Raw genomic sequence first — 18,327 nt, 5'->3', positions numbered from 1 at the left:
GCATAGATGTACTTACTTGCCGGAATCGATAGCTCCACAGTAAAAAACAGAACCCTGAGGTGCCGCCGCAGTCCACTGATCAAGTCCCGTAAATGCGGGACTCTCCCAACACTCGGTAGCCCGATTTGATGGCCAGCAAAGCCTGGCCCTTCAGCTCAAGGAGATACACATGAATCGTTCTGTGCTGTTAGGTTTGTTTATTACTGCTTCCATGATGGCTTCCACTTCGTTTGCTGCAGAAGAAGACCTTTGCGCTGTCAACCTGAAAACCATCGAAAACGCCAAGGCACAGATTCCTCCGGAAATGACTGAGCAGGTAGAAAATTCTGTCAAGCAGGCCAAAGCTGACCATGCAAAAGGCACCAAGGCAGGCATTGATGATTGCGTCGCCGAGACCAACGACATCATCAAGACCCTCACCGACGCGAAAAAAGGCGGGAAGTAATCCGACACGAAGCAAACCAAAACCCGCCAACGGCGGGTTTTGTTGCATTCGGGGTCCAGGAATGTGTAACCGCCCGCATCGCAGGAAAAGCCCGACACGTTGTCTGAAAAAACCGAATTCTTGTGTTGAATCGTAGTCTTTGAGGTAGGCCCTATCCGCTCAAGGTGATACCCATGAAGCGCACCACACTCGCTGGTCTGTTCATTTCCGCTGCAATGCTGGCCTCTCCTGCATTTGCAGCGGACAACAACCTTTGCACGAGCAAGCTGCAAGAGCTCAAAGGCAAAGTGAATGCGCTGCCAGCGACCTCCGGAAACACCGCCATGGAGATCAAGAGACTGATGTCCAGCGCCGAAGCCTCCCAAGCCTCCGGAGACGACACAAAATGCGTCACCAAAGCCACCCAGGCATTGGCACTCACTGACAAACAGCGCAACGAACCCAACCAATGATGTGTAGTGGCCTACCTTCGGGTTGGCCTTCCGGCTCGCGTTGACGTACACTGTACAGGCTTGTTGCTCACTTGATTCACAGAGCATCAGGCTCGGGGCCGTTTAGGATTCGACGCCGGTTGCGAAACTTTAGGTGCATGCCGAGTTGGTAACAGAACTCGTAAATCCACTGTTGCAACTTCCTATAGTTGCCAATGACGAAACCTACGGGGAATACGCTCTCGCTGCGTAAGCAGCCTTAGCCCTTCCCTCCTGGTACCTTCGGGTCCAGCAATCATCAGGGGATGTCTGTAAACCCAAAGTGATTGTCATATAGAACAGAATCGCCGTGCAGTACGTTGTGGACGAAGCGGCTAAAACTTACACAACTCGCCCAAAGCACCCTGCCCGTCGGGTCGCTGAGGGTTAACTTAATAGACACGGCTACGCATGTAGTACCGACAGCGGAGTACTGGCGGACGGGGGTTCAAATCCCCCCGGCTCCACCAAAATAACATCTAAAGACGTCCACGGACGTCTTTTTTTGTGCCTGAAAACCAGTAAATACGGGCCTTTCAGCTCCACCAGCGTCCACGGACATCCATGAGCAGCCACGCTTTCTGGCATTCCAAATGGCATTCCAAGCCCATAAGTGCTAATTTTTGGAATGCCAAATCCCATCCTGGAATGCCAATGTGCGCACAAGCTACTCGCCTCTCTGAGCTCAAAGTTAAATCTGCCAAGCCTTCTGAGAAGGACTACGTCCTGTTTGACGGTGGCGGCCTTCAAATGCGAGTGAGAAGCAATGGCTCTAAGCTATGGAACTTCAATTATCGACACCCCGTGACGAAGAAGCGGATCAACATGGGCTTAGGTACCTTCCCTGAAGTCTCGTTGGCGCAGGCACGAAAGGGTTCCATTGCAGCACGGGAAGTACTTGCCCAAGGCCTCGATCCTAAAGAGCAGCGAGATGTAGAGCTGCAAGCAAAGCAAGCTGAAACTGAGCACACATTTCAGAATGTTGCGACGTCCTGGTATGAACTGAAGAAGGATGCAGTGACACCAGCTTATGCGGAGGACATCTGGCGCTCGTTGACGTTGCACGTTTTCCCGGATTTGGGCACCACACCGATCTCTGCCATCAGCGCACCACAAGTCATCAACCTGCTTCGGCCACTCGAAACCAAAGGCAGTCTTGAAACAGTTAAACGGCTATCACAGCGACTCAACGAAATCATGACCTACGGGGTCAACTCGGGACTGATTCACGCAAACCCGCTTAGTGGGATTCGATCCGTCTTCAAGAAGCCGAAAAAGAAGAATATGGCGGCACTTGCTCCCGATGAGCTGAAAGAACTCATGGTGGCAATTGCCAATGCCAGCATAAAAAGGACCACTCGCTGCCTTATCGAATGGCAGCTCAACACCATGACCCGCCCAGCAGAGGCAGCCACCACTCGCTGGGAGGACATCGACTTAGAGAAGAAGATTTGGACGATTCCTGCTGAGCGCATGAAGAAGCGTCGTATACATATCGTGCCGCTCACAGATCAAGCACTGGCACTGCTGGAGGCAATCAAACCCTACAGCGGACACAGAGAGTATGTTTTTCCTGCAGACCGTGACCCTCGAACCCATTGCAACAGCCAGACCGCTAACATGGCGCTAAAGCGCATGGGCTTCGAAGGTCGGTTGGTAAGCCATGGCATGCGCTCAATGGCTAGCACTATTCTAAACGAACACGGCTGGGATCCCGAGTTGATTGAAGTAGCGCTCGCCCACGTGGACAACAACGAAGTGCGAAGCGCTTACAACCGAGCGGAATACATCGAGCGCAGACGACCGATGATGGCTTGGTGGAGCGAGCACATCCAGGAAGCTTCTACCGGCAACCTGTCAGTGTCAGCAATCACGGAAAATCGAGATAAGAAAGTCGTTTCAATACGATAAACAACTGGCTATATCCCCTGACGGATTTTTGGATACAACCTTGCCAAAGGCGGTTTAGGCTAGTCATCACCTACCCGCACCGTCCCGACGCTCGACTCCGCCGACGCGTCGGGACGGATTTCGCCCGATTCCTTCACCTTAGGCTTTCGGCGTGAGCGCTCCGTCGAGCTTGATCACGGTATCGAGCATATGCTTTACCACCGCCGCATCAAACTCTTCCTCTTGATCCTCTTCGTGTGTCCCCTTGTTCAGGTAGTTCCACTCGATCCTGTTCTTTTCTCCCTGCCCCAAAATCTCGGCAAGATGTGGCAGAACGTCTTGGAAAACCGTCACGTCCTTCCTTTCCAAGAATTTGTTCAATCCAGTCGCCAAACTCATGAGGTCGGGCAAACCAGGCCCCCTCATTCCCACGCTGATCTGGGCGGAAAGATCCTTGCTCGCGATCTTCTTCCAAAGCCGATTGAGCAGCTCCTCGAATGACTTTCGGATGTAGCTCAGCGAATCCCGCGTCCTCCCCTCTTCGAAACTTTTCGAGGCGACCGTGAGGTAATGTCGTGGCGAGTCAAGTTTCACGGTAATTTTTTTCGCTAATAACGGCTGTAGGAAATCTATGCGGGTTACCGTTTCTTTGTACGCATTCATCGGCACGGCGTTCTCGAGACGCTTTACGAAGTCTTCTCCGTGAGTCGTGATTACGAGCTGACGCTTGCCAATCTCTTCCGGATTAAGGATGAGATCGATGATCGCGCCCCTATGTTCGTCGTCGATGGAGTTCACCACGTCATCGAAAATGAGGAACGGCAAATCGTCACGTGTCATTTTCGCCAACAGGATTGCCAATCCCAAACAACGGATGTGGCCCTCGCTCAGGACTTGGAGCGCGTCACACTCTCCGCCAGTTTCAAACTCGATCAAAATTTTCCCGCCAGCTCCCGTGGGCAATGTCAGGGATTTCAGCTTGTCGGAAAGGTGGTCGTTCTTGTTAATCTCGTTGTAGAACCGGAGCGTTTTCTCATTCAGATCTTTCGCAAGGGAAAGTGGAAGTGACGAGTTGTAATCCAGGAGCTTCTTGCGGAACGTAGCGTATGCGATGCAGTAGTCGCGGTTCCTCGTGACACCCGGGACTTCAGCCTCAACTTCTTTGATGAGGGTCTCGTTATCGGTGTTGAATTTGGCTATCGCCTGTTGCGCATCATTCTCACTCTTGGTATTTGCGTTACGGATCGTCGAGATGGAGACGATCTCTTCGAGGTCCTTGGCGATGGACGCGTTTTCATCATCGAGTTTCTTGATGGCAACTTTTGATTCGGTTACTGCTTGGTTGTGGAACGTGATCGCTGCTTCCAATTCCTGCATGAGCTCTTGCGCCGCCACCACATCGATGAGAAATTCTTGGACGGTCGCCAACTCCTTGGCTCTAGAGCCCTCTGCGCATAGCTCCTCAACATGGCTCTTTCGCTCGTAGTTAATGGCGACGGCCGTCACTTGAAGCTTGCCTAATCGCGCTTGCAATCCCTCCCAGCCCTGTTTGAAAGCTTCCAATATTTCAGCAATACGTGCTTCCTTCTTCAGTGCGTCGTCAAATTGGGTAAGCTTTTCCGCCGCATGGCCATAGGGATCCACCGGAACGACGAGCTGCCCATCCACGTAGAGTTCCGAAGCGCAGGCGGGGCAAGCGTTCCCGAATTGCTCCCGGTTTTTGAGAATGGCGGCGTAGAGATCTCGAAGGGAAAGCTGGTCTTTATATTGGCTCAGGTGCGCGGTGGCCTCCGCTCTTTCGTCAAGTAGCCCGAGCAAGCCCTGGACATCGCCGAATAGAACATCAATTCCCGGATTCTCCACAGACTTTAAATTCTGTAGTCGACCGATCTCGGTGTTGTTCGCCTTCAGTTTTCCGCCATTTCCGTCCTGGCCAGACAATTGGACTTTGATGTCCGCGTCGGTTTTGCATTCCGGGAATTTAGCAAGCATCGCCGCGAAGCGCGTTTCGGCGTCCTTTTCCTTTGCTGACAATCCCTTGAGGATTTCCTGATGACCGGCAATTCCCTTCGCTAGCTCGGCAAACTCACTCCCTTTCTTGCCGACACAATCCAAATATCCCTCGATACTTTCGTTGAACTGCGTAGCGAAAGCGTTGAACTCCTCAAGACCGAATAACGCTGCCAGCCTAGCCTGCTGGGCAGCTGGCGTATTCGCCGCCACCCGAGCGAACCCGTCGATCCGGTTCTTCTCGATGAAACAGAATTCGTAACGATTCGAGTCCGCCTCTACACTCACGGCCTTAGCGTTGGCTGTGTCTCCGAAAAGTTGAAGTTTCCCCGGCTTCTTCGATACAGCGTTCTTAACATACTCGGCAACAGGGATTCGCTTGGATTCGGCTTCGTGGATCGATCCGAGCAGGCCATACTCGAGAGCCTCGCACAGGCTTGACTTCCCCGTCCCGTTCGGACCGTACACGAAAGTGTAGGGGTTCTTAAACTCGAAAGTATGCTCGTCAGAAAAGCCCCGGAAATGCTCGACGGTCAATTTGGACAGTCGAACTATTCCATCCTTGCCAGTGTTCGCCGCTTCGGTTTCGATCTTGAGTTCCGGAGACGCAGCCTCCCCGTTCTCAACAATCATTTTCGCCAAAACTTTCCCGCGTCTCCCTCCTGCCGACGAGGAATCCTCGACATCCGAGAAACGATCCAGCATCAAATTGGCAAGCTGCTTTTCTTTAGCGGTCAAGTTAGGACCGGCTTTCGCTAGGAAACGTTTGAACTCGGATAGGGTTTTGGTCATGTCACATCTACGTATGTTGATAATTCGACTCCGCGGACGGGGTCGTGCGGTGACGCTGAAATGGGTCTTTCCTACAACTGAGTATCCAACCAAACAGCCATTCGATTCAAAATTATCTCAGACCTACATCATTGCCATGACATCCCCACCACGGAGCTTCGATTCATGTCATTGCAGTGTCCTCGCTGTCACTCCCCCAAAGTCGCTTCTTTCCATCACTCTATGAAAATCGGCGCGGCCATCGGCACCGTTGGCGGTGCTGCGCGTGGCGTCAGCGCTGCGCTGGCTGGCGGCCAGGCTGGTGCACTTATTGGTGCTATTGCTGGGCCTGTCGGTATCACACTCGGTTCGGTATCGGGTGCCATCCTCGGCGGGTTGGCCGGCGGTGTCGGCGGTTGTGCTCTCGGCGCCCAACTGGGTGAGTCGCTTGATCGCCACGTCCTGGCCCACAACCTCTGCTTGCTCTGCGGTCACCGTTTTAACCTGCCGGCTTGATCTGGCAGGGCCACACCTTTTCTATCCATATCGTCCGGACGGTGCTGCGCTGGGCGCGGCGCTTTATGCCGGCCTGCACCCAAAGGAATCTCAACCATGGCTCATCTCGTCGAAACTATGGCCTACGCTGGCGCAACTCCCTGGCATGGCCTGGGCAATCAGCTCACTCAGAAGCAACCCATCGAAGTTTGGCAACGCGAAGCCGGCATGGATTGGGCGATCCAGGAAAGCCACGTACTCTTCAAGTCAGAGACCGTCGGCCACCTGGGCGCGATCCATTCCTTCCCCGAGCAGAAGGTACTCTTCCGTTCGGACACCAAGGCACCGCTGTCAGTGGTTTCCCAGCGCTATCACACCGTGCAGCCTCGGGAAGTGTTGGAGTTCTACCGCGATCTGACTGAGGTCTCTGGCTACGAGCTGGAAACCGCTGGCGTACTCAAGGGCGGCCGTAAGTTCTGGGCACTGGCGCGTACCGGTCAGGGCGCAGCGATAAAGGGTAATGACCAGGTCAACGGCTACCTGCTGCTGGCCACGTCCTGCGACGGCACCTTGGCCACCACGGCAACCCCGACCACAGTGCGCGTGGTATGCAACAACACCCTGACCATCGCCTTGGACGGCACCAGCCGCGCGATCAAGGTGCCGCACAACACCCGCTTCGATCCGAAAGCAGTGAAGAAGCAGCTCGGCATCGCCGTCTCACAGTGGGATGAGTTTATGTACCGCATGCGGGCCTTGTCTGAGCGCAAGGTGCAGTGGCATGAGGCGCTGGGGTTCTTCATGACCGTGCTGTGTGAGACCAGTCCAACCAGCGCACTGCCGGAGGTACTGCCCAACGAACGCGCTCTGCGCAAGGTTCAGGAGCTGTTCGAAGGTCGTGGTCGGGGCAGTCAGCTCGACTCGGCACGCGGCACCGCCTGGGGCCTGCTCAACTCCGTGACCGAGTATGTCGACCACGAACGCCGGGCGCGTAGCAACGAGTACCGCATGGACTCGGCCTGGTTCGGCCAAGGTGCACAGATCAAGCAACGCGCCCTGGACACCGCTCTGCAACTGGTGGCCTAACCGCTTACCTCCTCCACTCCATAACGCCCGATCAGCCTGGTTGCTGATCGGGCGTTTCTATTTCCACAAGGTGAACGCTATGAAAGCTACTTCGTTGAGCCGCGCCAGCAAGCCGCGCCCGGCGCTGCGTTTAATCAGTACCAAGGAACTGCCTCGTGAAGATTGGCTGATGGTGCGTAAACAGGGCCTCGGCAGCTCGGATGCTGGCGCTGCAGTAGGCCTAAATCCCTACAAGTCGCAGCTAGAGCTGTGGCTGGAGAAAACAGGTCGCGACACCACCTTGCCTAAGGCCGATCCGCACGATGAGGAAAGCCCGATGTACTGGGGCAATGTGCTGGAGCCGATCGTGGCTTGGCATTACAGCAAGCGCACCAGCAAACGCGTACGGCGCATCAACGCCGTACTGCAGCATCCAAACCCTGAGTTGTCCTGGATGCTGGCCAACATCGACCGAGAGGTAATCGGTGCTGACGATGTGCAGATCCTCGAATGCAAGACAGCCGGCATAAACGGCGCACGCCTCTGGAAAGAAGGCGTGCCCGAGTATGTGCAACTGCAGGTAATGCACCAGCTTGCAGTCACCGGCAAGCAAGCTGCGGATGTCGCTGTATTGCTGGGCGGCCAGACCCTAGAGATCCACCGCATCGATCGGGACGAGCAGATGATTGCCCGCCTGATCGAGCTGGAGCGTAAGTTCTGGCACTACGTCGAGACGGACACACCACCGCCTGCTGATGGCTCAGCCTCGGCTGAAATGGCACTGCGTGCGCTCTATCCGGAGGACAACGGCCAGACCGCTGATTTCAGTGGCCGCGCTGGTTTGGCAGCGGCCTACCTAGAGCTCAAAGCTGTGCGCCAATCCATCAGCGAAAAGGAAACGCGCGAAGCCCAGCTAAAGCAGTTGCTGCAACAGGCCATGGGAGATGCCACCCGCGCGGAGTTCAGCCACGGCTTTATCAGCTGGAAGAAATCCAAAGACAGCAACGTGCTCGATGTTGAACGCATGCTGAAGGACAAACCCTACCTGCGGGTTCGCTACACCAAGCTCAAGGAAGGCAGCAGGCGCTTTCTGGTCGGCTAATCCAATCACGCCTAACCATTTCCTCCCTTTCGCCAGCCCATACAGTTAACGCTGCGTGGCTGGCCTTTTCTCGTTTGTAGGAGAACCACCATGCTCAAAGGTCTGGCTATCACCCCGCCGGTACTCGGGCGAATTTCCATAGGCAAAGTCATCGAGAAGAACGGCAAACGCCTGCCGGAGAAAGATGACCAGTTCACCATCACTTCACAGGTGCAAGGCAAGGACGGCTGGCTGCTGCACCCGTTCAACGATGAGCTGCGCAAAAGCCAGGAGTACAAGCTACGCAGCATCCCGGTACGTCTGCTGTTCAACGAACCTGAACTGAATTTTCGCGCCGACTACACGCTGTTCGACCGGCAATCCGGGCGGCCGCTGTGCGTGGGCAATGGCGAGACCTGCAAGCGTGTCACCCGAGACGGCATGCAATCGTTGCCCTGCCCATCGCCTGATGCCTGCCCGCTGGCCAAAGGCGGTGCCTGCAAACCCTACGGCCGGCTGAATGTACTGATCGGCGATGACGATCCGCTCGGAAGCTTTGTGTTCCGCACCACCGGCTTTAACAGCATCCGCACCTTGGCCGCACGCCTGCATTACTTCCAGGCTATGTCGGGTAACCGACTAGCCTGCCTGCCGCTGGAGCTGCGTCTGCGCGGCAAGTCAACTCGGCAGAGCCATGGCACGCCAATCTTCTACGTCGATCTCACCGTACGCACCGGCATGGATATGGCCGAGGCGCTGCTGACTGCCAACGAACTGGACGCACAACGGCAGACTGCTGGCTTCGATCAGATTGCGCTGGATGAGGCAGCACGACGCTGCTTTGGTAACGGTGCGTTCGAGGACAACGAGGAAGACAGTAGCGCCGTGATTGAAGAGTTCTTTTCAGTTGAAGCCAATGCCGATCAACACCCGTCCAAACCTCCACCGCAGCATTCAAGCAAACCAGACCTAGCTGAAAAGCTTGCAACCCAATGCCAGGCGCAATCCGTTACTACCTAAACCGGCCCAAGGAGCAATAGATGAAACTGCATAAGCTAAAAGCCGGAGAAGCCACCGGCACCTACCTGGTAGATGTCAGGACACGCGACCACATCGTGATCGGGAACGAGGATTGCGTGTCGATGGCCGTGCGGGGGCACTTATGAAACCTTTGCTGTTAGCGGTACTCAAGCTTCTCGCAGCTGTGTTCGCCTTTGTCGGAGTCCTGGCTGGTTGCCTAGCGGTGATGCTTATGCTGCTGATGCTGCTACGCGTGCCTGTTGTGCTAGTGGCGATATTGCTTGCGTCCTTTATTTTCATCACCTTGCAGCACCTCAAACAGAAACGAAGTCGTTGAGCTATCAGTCAATGAGCGGGCAGCCTCAAGGCTGCTCACTCATTAAACGCGTTCTTTTTTGGTCATCCAAGCACACAATCTCAAAACTCCAGGCCTGACTTCAGATCATGAGACGACATACCCTTGCCTTAGCAACCCCTCCAAAGGGGGGCGACGCGTTCAGCCGATCCGGCACCTCACCGAGAGCTCAGGATCGGTTGCGGATGAACGCCAAATAACTGTATACACATACAGCTAAAACTCGTAGAGTCTCGAACTGGAGTAATCCACCAGTTCGCGGTAAGCTTGAAATCATGAAGAATACAAACACCAAACCTAACCGAATAGCATCCGTGCACCTCTCCGGACATGAAACGTTTCCTCTTCGCCAAATGTGGCTTAAGAAAGCGTTCGATCAAGCGAGCAATGACGGACTGATTACCAAATCAACCTTCACCGATGAGTCTGCAATCGCAGCCTTCGGTGTTGGTAAAAACATGGTTTCATCGATTCGGCATTGGGCATTGTCATGCGGGATCATGGCCGAAGAAGGCGATGCGTTCCGCGTAAAAAGCCTGGCAATGGAGATACTGCGAAATGGAGGTCTCGACCCCTATGCGGAGAACCCGTCTACAGCATGGCTCGTACATTGGCGCCTCGCCGGGCGGCACCACCGCTCGACCACATGGTATTGGCTCTTCAATCACGTGACAGCTCCAACCTTTACACGCCAAGAACTCGAAGAGCCTTTGGCCCTGTATGCCCGAAGCCTAGATCCCAAGCACCGCCTTTCTACAGCAACTATTTCGCGTGACTTGGAGACCTGTCTACGTAGCTACGCGCCACGGGCAGCAACCGGTTCTCCAGAGGATTTTGCCGAGCCTTTACTCGGGGAATTGGGGCTGCTGCAAGAAGTACACAAGGGGCAATATGCATTCCGACGCGGCCCCAAGGCTGCACTTCATGATGGTGTCTTCACTTATGCCCTCATGGATTTTTGGCGCAGAACTGCAGACAGCCAAAGTTCGCTAGCTTTCGAGACCATCGCATATGCAGAAGGCTCTCCAGGTCGAGTCTTTAAGCTCGACGAAGAGTCGATAGCCCAGCGCTTGATCTCTTTGGCCGATCTGACCGGAGGCAAGTTAGCGTGGTCCGACTCCGCTGGCCTTCGCCAAGTCCACAAAAAAAACCTCTCTGATGACGATCGACAAGACATGGTTAGGCGCGCATATGACTGAGGTAAGAGAGGCAGTGCTCGCCGACATCGTCCAGATTTCTCACCAGTACCAAAGATCAATCCGTATTGATGCGGACATTGGCCGATCCGACGCACTCGACGGGTATATCTTCCATTCGACCGCAGCGACTGTGGTAGAGGGCATGAGTAGGCAGCTTGCCGCAACCAATCAGCGCAGCTTCACTTGGACAGGCCCCTTCGGCGGCGGAAAATCATCTCTGGCCGTAGCTTTGGCGAGCGCCCTCCATACTGATAAGAGCCTTCGCGCAAAAGCCCGATCTACACTAAATTTGGACTCGAAGCCAAACTTTGACAGTGCTTTTCCAGTTCAAGACGGGTGGCTCGTAATCCCAGTGGTTGGCCGGCGCGGTAGTGTCGTCAAGGAACTGGACTTAGCCCTTCGCAAGGCTCAGGACAAGGGTTTTGAAGGTCGCAACAAACCCAATGCACAGGACGTCATCAATGAACTGATCGCCGAAGCCAAAGACCGCCCGAACGATGGTGTCTTGGTGTTCATTGATGAGATGGGCAAGTTCCTTGAAGCTTCGGCCTTAGGCGTGGGCGACGATGTCTACTTCTTCCAAGAGCTCGCAGAAGCATCTGCCCGCGCTGAAGGCAGACTGGTTGTGATTGGAGTGCTGCATCAATCTTTCGCACAGTACGCCAACCGTCTTGGTATCGACACTCGTGACGACTGGGGCAAGGTTCAAGGCCGTTACCTTGACCTCCCTTTCGTGGCGGCAAGCGACGAGGTTGTCGAGCTTATCGGCCGTGCAATTGATGCAAAGCGGCGACCCGAGTGGATACGGGGGGCCTCTGATTCTATTGCCGATGCCGTCAGGTCACGTCGCCCAGCCGTCGGCAATGATTTCGCTGTTGCTTTAGAACGCTGCTGGCCGCTGCATCCAACCATGGCTGCATTGTTGGGTCCAATATCGAAGCGGCAGTTCGGTCAAAATGAGCGGAGCACCTTTGGCTTCCTATCTTCAGTCGAGCCTTATGGGTTTCGCGCCTACCTACAATCGACTCCGCTGAACCAATCGAACTGGTATCGCCCTAGCGACTATTGGGAATATCTGCGTGCGAACCTAGAGCCTGCCATCCTAGCTTCTGCAGATGGGCACCGCTGGTCCCAAGCTGTCGAAGCTGTGGAGCGCGCTGAGGCCAAATCTGGTGACTTGCTGCAGGTGTCTCTGATTAAAAACATCGCCGTCATCGACCTCTTCCGCACTGGTTCAGGGCTTGCCGCCGACTTACCAGTCTTGTCGACCCTTTTCCACAGCGTGCCACAGGATGAGATCGAGGCCGCACTGAAGAAACTGGCCTCGCTCAAAGTGGCTCTGTTCAAGAGCTATACCGGAGCTTGGTCAGTTTTCGAAGGTAGCGACTTCGATATCGATGCAGCTATTGCCCAAGCTGTAGCGTCATCTCCTGGCATTGACTACGCCAAATTATCCCAGCTTATGGGAATGCACCCAGTGGTCGCCAAGCGGCACTACCACGAAACGGGCTCAATGCGCTGGATGGAAATTTCTCTGCGAAGCATCGAGCAAGCGGAAAAGATTGCAAGTACTTACAAACCCCAGCGGGGAGAGTTCGGCCAGTTCATCCTTGCGCTTCCCGGCCGAGACATGCCTCTTCGTGAGGCTCGAAAGCGAGCTCAGGCCTGTGCTTACGAAGAACCTTGGCCGGTGCTAGTAGGCATCCCGGATAATCATGCCCGCATCGCGGAACTGTCGACCGAATTGGTTGCATTAGAGCAGGTAAAGGAACGCCACGAGCTCGGAGGAGACCCTGTCGCCCGCCGCGAAGTATTCGCCCGCTTGGCCGCTACTCGCTCCGACCTTGAGGACCAACTTCAAGCTGCTGCCTCACTGTGCAAATGGCATGATGGTAACGACCAGGTTATTGAGCCTGGTGCAAAGCTATCACCTATTGCTTCAGACCTCGCCGACGACCTCTATGAGCATTGTCCTCGAGTGTGGAGCGAGCTAGTTAATCGCGATAGTGTGTCGAGCAATAGCGTTAAAGCCCGCCGTGATCTGTTACACGCAATGATCAACGCCGAAGGCCAAGAGCGGTTAGGTATTGAAGGCTTCCCTGCCGAGCGCGGCCTTTTCGAAACACTGCTCGTGGCATCACATCTATACCGTAAAGAGGGAGAGGCTTGGCGCGTCTGCGAGCCATGCGAGGCCTCACCCAAAGGCTTTTCCGAGTTCTGGGCGTTCACTCAGCAACTCTTTGCCGATACCAGCGCCCGCGTAAGCGTGAGCACCATCTATGACCATTGGAGCATGCCGCCGTACGGCATGAAGCGGGGCATACTGCCAGTTTTTCTGACAGCATTCTTGTTGGTGCACAAAGCCAACATCGCCGTATACAAGGAAGGCATGTTCATCTCTCGACTCAGCGATGCTGACATCGACGAGTGCCTCCAAGATCCGACCCGCTTTACGCTCCGCTGGATCGCGATTGATGAGGATAAGAGCCAAATTTTAGATGGCATCTCTCATCTCCTCGAGGAAGTTGGGGAAATAGGAGGAGCTGCTGATCCTCTAGAGGCGGCGCGTGGCCTTGTGGCGTTGATTTTTAATTTGCCAGAGTGGTCTCGGCGCACACAGCGGCTGGGTGAAACTGCCAAAGCAATTCGTGACATGCTGCTAAAGGCCAGCGACCCGCACAAAGTTCTGTTCGTCGACTTACCAACGCTGCTGGAGGTAGCCGATGGCAAAGCCTACGTGAATGCTCTGCGCGCGCCCCTGAAAGAAATCGCAACAGCTTATGCAATGATGCTATCCGAAGTAGAAGCCAAGATGCTTAAAGCGCTCGATGCGCCTCTCGACAACTTGGAATCACTCCGTGAAAGAGCACGGGCCGTAGCAGGCGTTTCAGGCAACTTCAGGCTCGATGCATTCTCGACAAGACTGGCGTCTTACGATGGCAGCCGCTCCGTCTTGGAAGGTATTCTGAGCCTAGCCGCCGATAAACCACCACGCGACTGGGTTGACCGCCATATCGACGCTGCGGTGCTCGAACTCGTCCAATTCGCAAGACGTTTCCGCGAGGCTGAGGCCTTCGTCGCTGTCAAAGATCGTCCAGCACAAAGTGAAGCAATCGCAGTTGTCATTGGCGTAGGAGCGGAAACAACGACGATTTCTAGATCCTTTTCTATTTCAGAACGTCACCGTAAAACAGTAGAAGAAAAGGCCAGTGAAATAGCCAAAATGCTGGAGGATCAAGGTCTTGATACTGACATCTTACTTGCCATCTTGGCCAAAGTCGGAATGAATCTGGTTATCGAAAAGGAACAGATGGATGACTGAGCGACACGTACTGGGTTTATCCGGAGGAAAAGATAGTGCAGCTTTGGCAGTGTGGATGCGTGATCACCATCCCGAGCTGGATATCGACTACTTCTTTACGGATACCGGCGAGGAGCTTCCCGAGGTCTACGAGTTCCTGGGACGACTCGAAGGCTATTTAGGCAAGCCCATAGAGCGACTTAATCCCCGTCGGGACTTCCGCTTTTGGCTGCGTGAATACAACCATTTCCTCCCCAGCGCACAGACTCGCTGGTGTACGCGTCAGCTCAAACTGGCACCGTTCGAACAGTGGGTCAAACCATGGCTGGCAGCAGGAGATAAAGTTTTCTCCTATGTAGCGATCCGGGCTGATGAGGAGTACCGCGAGGGGTACTCAGCAAAAGCCGAAAACATGCTTGTGAAATTTCCCTTCCGTGAGGCGGGCGTCGACAAAGCTAGTGTCGTCGATATTCTCGAGTCCTCGGGATTGGGTTATCCAAAGTACTACGAATGGCGCTCTCGCAGTGGCTGCACATTCTGTTTCTTCCAACAGAAGATCGAATGGGTTCGCCTCAAAGAGCGTCACCCCGAGGACTACGAAAAAGCCAAGGAACTTGAGAAAGATGCATTGGAGCATGGCTCTCCTTTCACTTGGTCTAAGGGAGAGTCGCTTTGGGATCTAGAAAAGCCCGCTCGGATTATTGAGATAAAAGCCGAATATGAAGTCCGCCGTGCGCGCCTTCGTAAAAATATCCCTATAAACCCACTCCGCCCAGTAAAAAGTTTCCCGGAGGACATCGATGACGTTTACGGAGACGACGAAGGCAATAGCTCCTGCCTCATCTGTCACAAGTAAATCCATGGCAAACGGCCAGATGAACTCAGACGATCCGAAACCCAACATCCAACAACCCTGTCCAATTTGCGCAGAGACTAGGGGGCTTGCTGAACACTTGATCGAAGTGGGCTTGGCTGCTGACTACCTTGGAAATACGTCGTCTTACGTGAGCGAGCATGGAACAGCAACGATCAAAACGGAGACGATCGGAGACTGGCTCAGGCTAGCCGCTCAGCTCGAGAAAGTCGAAGTCGACACTTGGAAGTTCGAATCACCGGACGCCGGCCTTTACTGCGAAACCGTGGGCGACAACATCGCTGCCCACGCGAAGCATTACACGACTCATGCCACCGGGCTCACGCGCTTCATGTTCGTCTGCAATGGCTTGGAAGAGGCCTATCGCTTCATTGATCACTTGTATGGCCCCTTGTCAGTCCGCAAGGGCGTAGCCAAAAGACAGCTCAAAAGGGCGAGCAGCCTGCGGACAGTCGCACTTCTGGATGATCTCTTTGATAGCAAAGGGGTATCAGCTGCGCCAAAGGACTTCAAACATCACTGCGGCAATTTCATCGAGCTCTTCGCTCGATACAAAGCCGAGCACAATGCTGCCGTTCACGGGCTCGACTTGGGAGCCGAAAGCCGATTGACCTATGCGCTGCAGCTAGTGCGCAACCTTCGAAATCATGTCGCGCATGGCACTTTCCCCTTGGGACCTCCTGCGGACTATGGTGGCTACGAGGACAGCGAAGAGCTGGTGTTGATGCTAAAACATGCATGCAGAGTTTCAGCCCTCTACATACAGATCATCCTCAGATGGTTCGCCCAAGGATTTGAATCCTATGACTACAACTCCATCCGAGATGCCTATGCCAAAGAGTTCGATCGCTTTATAGCTAACTGCACGCTCGAATACGTCCAAGATCTTCATGTGAAGAGCGAGTTCGCTCTTCACAAAGACCTTTACGACTACGAGCGCGATGAAGACGATGATGACTAGCGGTCGAGCCGAGTGCTGCGCAACCCCGGGATGGTTTACCGCAACCAGGCGTCAAGCTTGTCGAACACACGCTGACACAAGTGCTCGGAGCGCGTCGCAATGAAAGCGTCATCCCAATGGAGGCCATGCTGTCCTCTCAACGCAAGAGGAGCCAAGTGTGAGAGGTAGTTCGAAGCACCGACCAAAGACGAAAGGGCGGGAGGTACGCTGCCAATTCCGAGTGAGGCAGCGAGAGAGACTCCTGTGGTGCCTGCTGCCGTCGATCCTGGTGTTGTGAGATTCCAGTAATAGAATGCCTTGTCGGGCCACTCGGAATAGATTGACGAATTTACCGGCCCAGAGAGGAGGGTCAGGTTGCCGATTTTATCGACGATAGAATAGTTGCCAGGATAAATCGTGGCAAAGAAGTGTGCAGGGAACTTGATCAACGATGGCCGCTCGCGAGTAGCAACGTGCTCGATAACCTCATACTCGCTAGAATGCCAAACTCGGCAATTAAGCAAATCGGCGGAGTTCGGCATCCCATTGGTGAAGAGCCCCTCGTTAGCGGCCGTAAGGTCTGGTGCAGCGTCATGAGCTGAAACAAACAGCGCAAACCGGCAAACCGCCTTTCGAGAATACCAGGCGTTCTCTTTAGCCAGGTCCACCCAGATTTTACGAGCTGCGACTGGGTCCGCTGCGTCATAGACCTTCTGATTTCCCAATGCCTGCCTGAACCCTGCTTTAACGAAAGCGGCCGTCTGATTCGATGCGCCATTTGCGAACGAGATGTTCCCTGCGGTCGACTGGAACAAGGCTCGATAATCTGAGTCAGGGAAGCGTCCCTGCTGCGCCCCCATGTAGAGCGTGAAGAAAGCAGCCGTTGCCTCGCACACCGTTACGAACTCAGTCGCAGCAGCTACCTTAGCGGCCGCACTGGCCTGCGCGCGCAGCAGCTTGGAATAAAAGACGCTCAGCACAGCGTGCGCGAACTGATGACCGGCGTCTTTGAGATAGAACACACAAAGTGCAGCACGGTCAGCCTGCTGTGGCGATAGCCCCATGGTCAACAAGTGGTTACACAAGCCGAATGTGGCAGAGTTTTTTGGAGACCTCCGCGGCTTAACGAAGGTTAGGAAGTACTCTGCCTGATCCGCGATAGATGTTATGAAATCGACCGACTTCTGCGTCGGCACGCCTGCGGCAAGAGACCCTTCAAGTGTGTCGGTCAGCCAGTCACGCTCTTCACTAAAGCGCCGGCTTCGCTCCATCCCATTAAATACCAAGGCTGAGGACACGATAACCTTGTCGGTCAGCTCCTCTTTGTCTGACGAATTGCTCTCGGTCTCAAACACCCTCTCGATGCGATCTACCTGCGGCTTGATAACTGTGGCGTAACCTGCGTCCCAGGCTTTAACAATCTGCGGTTTGAACACTTCGAATGCGGTCAGCGGAGTGCCTGTAGCATTCAGCGACTGGAACATGTCGAAAGCCAAGCCAAGATCCAAACACTCGATCACAACCAGATGGCATGAATTCTTCAGGAACGAACAGACTGCCAATAACAACATCCCACCGTAGTAGAGAGATTGCTCATCTGGCGGAAGGGTGTGGATATTCGCCCAGATAGGGGGATAAGCCATAAAGTTGGACAGACTTCCATCGGTGACGCAATTCGCCGAAAACAACCCGGTTGCAAGCGATGCGTCCGCCGCCTTGATCTCTTCGCTGATTTTCTGTCGAAAAACCTCCGATACCGATCGTACCCGCTCGTCTGTCGAGATCGAATCGATAGCTATACCTGCGATGAAACTCGAGAGGAAACTCGATGTATTGGACCGATAGTAATGGTTGATGTCTCCGCAGAGAGTCCATTGATCCGAAACCGGATTCGAGGAGATGTCACCTGCTCTAATAATCTTCGGCTTCAACTTCGGCTGCGCACCGGTCTTCGTGATTTCAACTGCGTAAAACGGGCGAATGTTCGGAAGCTCATCAGTCAACTCGGTGGCCAGCGTAGTGAACTCCGGCGCGGAACCTGCAAGCGCCTTGAGCTTAGGCACCATCTGATTGATCTGTTCTTCGATAGCGCAAGCGAGAATAGAGATCGAGGTGATGCGTTGCTGACCATCGACAACGTTAGCCACCTTAGTCAACAAATTTGGAGTGTCGGAGTGGATGCCTGTCTGCACATTCTTCTCTTCATGAAGAATGACCGTCCCCAGAAAGATGCTATTTTCGGGCTTTGTCAATGTGCGTTTGATGCTCGAGAAAATGTCTTCAATGAGCTTCGTAGCGTTCTCCTCGTCCCATGAGTAGTTGCGCTGATAGTAAGGAACGTAAAAGCCGCGCCCTCCCTGGGAGAAGAAGTCGTAAAGGCTAGCTGCATCGTGTTTGAAAGGTTGCGCCAC

At 54.3% G+C, this 18,327-nt stretch carries 15 protein-coding genes and 1 other RNA gene; 14 read left to right on the top strand and 2 right to left on the bottom strand.

Annotated elements, in window-relative coordinates; all coding sequences use genetic code 11:
- The first annotated feature begins 169 nt into the window (after nt 1-169).
- The 4 genes from ACXX83_RS00340 (at nt 170) to ACXX83_RS00325 (ending at nt 2,826) form a co-directional block, all read left to right on the top strand.
- A complete protein-coding gene (locus ACXX83_RS00340; RefSeq protein ID WP_041474775.1) occupies nt 170-445 on the top strand; it encodes a PA2433 domain-containing protein in 276 nt (91 codons plus the stop codon).
- 173 nt (nt 446-618) lie between these two features.
- On the top strand, nt 619-897 hold the full coding sequence (locus ACXX83_RS00335; RefSeq protein ID WP_458547324.1) for a PA2433 domain-containing protein: 279 nt from the start codon (nt 619-621) through the stop codon (nt 895-897).
- 94 nt (nt 898-991) lie between these two features.
- Nucleotides 992-1,385: a transfer-messenger RNA gene (ssrA, locus tag ACXX83_RS00330) on the top strand.
- A 184-nt stretch (nt 1,386-1,569) separates the two neighbouring features.
- On the top strand, nt 1,570-2,826 hold the full coding sequence (locus ACXX83_RS00325) for an integrase domain-containing protein (protein WP_458550150.1): 1,257 nt from the start codon (nt 1,570-1,572) through the stop codon (nt 2,824-2,826).
- A gap of 138 nt (nt 2,827-2,964) precedes the next feature.
- On the opposite strand, the gene ACXX83_RS00320 is transcribed toward ACXX83_RS00325, so the two are convergent.
- Nucleotides 2,965-5,607, bottom strand: a complete 2,643-nt coding sequence (locus ACXX83_RS00320; protein ID WP_458547323.1) for an AAA family ATPase — start codon at nt 5,605-5,607, stop codon at nt 2,965-2,967.
- 165 nt (nt 5,608-5,772) lie between these two features.
- Between ACXX83_RS00320 and ACXX83_RS00315 the strand changes: the two genes are divergently transcribed.
- The 10 genes from ACXX83_RS00315 to ACXX83_RS00270 all read left to right on the top strand — a co-directional run bounded on the left by ACXX83_RS00315 (nt 5,773) and on the right by ACXX83_RS00270 (nt 15,937).
- Nucleotides 5,773-6,102, top strand: a complete 330-nt coding sequence (locus tag ACXX83_RS00315) for a hypothetical protein (RefSeq protein ID WP_458547322.1) — start codon at nt 5,773-5,775, stop codon at nt 6,100-6,102.
- Between the two features lie 96 nt (nt 6,103-6,198).
- A complete protein-coding gene (locus tag ACXX83_RS00310; protein ID WP_458547321.1) occupies nt 6,199-7,167 on the top strand; it encodes a DUF932 domain-containing protein in 969 nt (322 codons plus the stop codon).
- A gap of 79 nt (nt 7,168-7,246) precedes the next feature.
- Nucleotides 7,247-8,248, top strand: a complete 1,002-nt coding sequence (locus ACXX83_RS00305) for a YqaJ viral recombinase family nuclease (protein ID WP_458547320.1) — start codon at nt 7,247-7,249, stop codon at nt 8,246-8,248.
- A 90-nt stretch (nt 8,249-8,338) separates the two neighbouring features.
- Nucleotides 8,339-9,247, top strand: a complete 909-nt coding sequence (locus ACXX83_RS00300; protein ID WP_458547319.1) for a recombination directionality factor — start codon at nt 8,339-8,341, stop codon at nt 9,245-9,247.
- A 20-nt stretch (nt 9,248-9,267) separates the two neighbouring features.
- Nucleotides 9,268-9,393 carry a hypothetical protein gene (locus ACXX83_RS00295; protein WP_458547318.1) on the top strand — a complete coding sequence of 42 codons (126 nt, stop codon included), beginning with the start codon at nt 9,268-9,270 and terminating at the stop codon, nt 9,391-9,393.
- A complete protein-coding gene (locus tag ACXX83_RS00290; RefSeq protein WP_458547317.1) occupies nt 9,390-9,584 on the top strand; it encodes a hypothetical protein in 195 nt (64 codons plus the stop codon). The genes ACXX83_RS00295 and ACXX83_RS00290 overlap by 4 nt, the downstream gene beginning before the upstream one ends.
- Nucleotides 9,585-9,877: 293 nt before the next feature.
- Nucleotides 9,878-10,801, top strand: a complete 924-nt coding sequence (locus ACXX83_RS00285; protein WP_143979022.1) for a DUF4007 family protein — start codon at nt 9,878-9,880, stop codon at nt 10,799-10,801.
- On the top strand, nt 10,761-14,123 hold the full coding sequence (locus ACXX83_RS00280) for an ATP-binding protein (RefSeq protein WP_458547316.1): 3,363 nt from the start codon (nt 10,761-10,763) through the stop codon (nt 14,121-14,123). Before ACXX83_RS00285 ends, ACXX83_RS00280 begins: the two co-directional genes overlap by 41 nt.
- Entirely contained in the window at nt 14,116-14,958 is an 843-nt protein-coding gene (locus tag ACXX83_RS00275; RefSeq protein WP_024657948.1) for a phosphoadenosine phosphosulfate reductase domain-containing protein, read from the top strand. Before ACXX83_RS00280 ends, ACXX83_RS00275 begins: the two co-directional genes overlap by 8 nt.
- Nucleotides 14,959-14,962: 4 nt before the next feature.
- The gene (locus tag ACXX83_RS00270; RefSeq protein ID WP_458547315.1) at nt 14,963-15,937 is read left to right on the top strand and encodes a hypothetical protein; all 975 of its coding nucleotides are present in this window, start codon (nt 14,963-14,965) and stop codon (nt 15,935-15,937) included.
- Nucleotides 15,938-15,972: 35 nt separating this feature from the next.
- Here the strand turns inward: ACXX83_RS00270 and ACXX83_RS00265 are convergent, their stop codons facing one another.
- A complete protein-coding gene (locus ACXX83_RS00265; protein ID WP_458547314.1) occupies nt 15,973-18,327 on the bottom strand; it encodes a DUF262 domain-containing protein in 2,355 nt (784 codons plus the stop codon).

This window comes from Pseudomonas sp. GNP012, assembly GCF_054343835.1.
Note: the sequence above shows the minus strand (reverse complement) of the source record. Positions and strands in the feature narration are given on the sequence as shown.

Coding starts and splice junctions, on each gene's coding strand:
- ACXX83_RS00340 (WP_041474775.1), top strand. CDS start 170: ATGAATCGTTCTGTGCTGTTAGGTTTGTTTATTACTGCTTCCATGATG.
- ACXX83_RS00335 (WP_458547324.1), top strand. CDS start 619: ATGAAGCGCACCACACTCGCTGGTCTGTTCATTTCCGCTGCAATGCTG.
- ACXX83_RS00325 (WP_458550150.1), top strand. CDS start 1,570: ATGTGCGCACAAGCTACTCGCCTCTCTGAGCTCAAAGTTAAATCTGCC.
- ACXX83_RS00320 (WP_458547323.1), bottom strand. CDS start 5,607: ATGACCAAAACCCTATCCGAGTTCAAACGTTTCCTAGCGAAAGCCGGT.
- ACXX83_RS00315 (WP_458547322.1), top strand. CDS start 5,773: ATGTCATTGCAGTGTCCTCGCTGTCACTCCCCCAAAGTCGCTTCTTTC.
- ACXX83_RS00310 (WP_458547321.1), top strand. CDS start 6,199: ATGGCTCATCTCGTCGAAACTATGGCCTACGCTGGCGCAACTCCCTGG.
- ACXX83_RS00305 (WP_458547320.1), top strand. CDS start 7,247: ATGAAAGCTACTTCGTTGAGCCGCGCCAGCAAGCCGCGCCCGGCGCTG.
- ACXX83_RS00300 (WP_458547319.1), top strand. CDS start 8,339: ATGCTCAAAGGTCTGGCTATCACCCCGCCGGTACTCGGGCGAATTTCC.
- ACXX83_RS00295 (WP_458547318.1), top strand. CDS start 9,268: ATGAAACTGCATAAGCTAAAAGCCGGAGAAGCCACCGGCACCTACCTG.
- ACXX83_RS00290 (WP_458547317.1), top strand. CDS start 9,390: ATGAAACCTTTGCTGTTAGCGGTACTCAAGCTTCTCGCAGCTGTGTTC.
- ACXX83_RS00285 (WP_143979022.1), top strand. CDS start 9,878: ATGAAGAATACAAACACCAAACCTAACCGAATAGCATCCGTGCACCTC.
- ACXX83_RS00280 (WP_458547316.1), top strand. CDS start 10,761: ATGACGATCGACAAGACATGGTTAGGCGCGCATATGACTGAGGTAAGA.
- ACXX83_RS00275 (WP_024657948.1), top strand. CDS start 14,116: ATGACTGAGCGACACGTACTGGGTTTATCCGGAGGAAAAGATAGTGCA.
- ACXX83_RS00270 (WP_458547315.1), top strand. CDS start 14,963: ATGGCAAACGGCCAGATGAACTCAGACGATCCGAAACCCAACATCCAA.